The sequence below is a fragment of the Oleiphilus sp. HI0132 genome (assembly GCF_001635845.1).
On sequence record NZ_LWGJ01000030.1, the window covers coordinates 1 to 834 of the forward strand.

At 44.7% G+C, this 834-nt stretch carries 1 protein-coding gene; it reads right to left on the minus strand.

Features of this window, described 5'->3' with window-relative positions; translation table 11 throughout:
• On the minus strand, positions 1 to 715 hold a 715-nt coding region (gene otnI, locus A3766_RS00560; RefSeq protein ID WP_068641446.1), incomplete at its 3' end, for a 2-oxo-tetronate isomerase.
• Positions 716 to 834: the final 119 nt, after the last annotated feature.

Below are 834 nucleotides of genomic sequence, written 5' to 3' on the forward strand. Positions count from 1 at the left end.
TGATATAGCCTGAGTAATTAAGCCTATCAAGTGCTTTGAAGATCTGCGAGAAGTTAAGCTCGCCGGTACCTGGCTCGTGTCGGCCGGGGTTATCGGCAAACTGGATATGGCCGATCTGGGCTTGGGCAGATCCTATCTTACGGATAATATCGCCATGCATGATTTGCATATGATAGATATCAAACTGGATCTTTACATTTTCTTCATTGACGTCCTCGAGTAGCTGCAGAGCTTTGTCTAATGTATCAATTATGAACCCAGGCATATCAACTTTACTGTTAATTGCTTCAACCATCAGTGTTATATTTTTTCTGGCAAGCGCTTGGGCAGCATATTTGACGTTAGCAACAAGTTTTTGCCAGTGTTGCTCGTCACTACAGTCAGGCTGTTTTAAACCTGATAAGCAATTAATCTGCTTAACCCCAAGTGTTTGCGCATATTCCAGCGCTGTTTCGAGCCCTTGTTTGAATTCATCCTCACGTCCGGGTAAGCCGGCGATACCTCTCTCTCCTGCATCCCAATTACCAGGCGGGAGATTGAATAGCACTTGTTCTAGCCCGTTAGCATCGAGTGCCTCGGCAAGTTCTTTAGCGGGCCATTGATAGGGAAATAAGTACTCAACGTACTTAAAACCGGCTTTTGAGGCAGCCTCAAAGCGACTCATAAAAGGAAGTTCGGTAAATAGCATAGTGAGATTGGCGGCGAACTTGGGCATGCTTATATCCTTGCGATGAGTTTGCTAAAACACTTAACTAGTAGATTTCAGTTGAGTCTGGTTCATATGTTCTAGCTCAAGCAGTAGGCCGCTATGGTCGACATTTTCATTGCCATTAG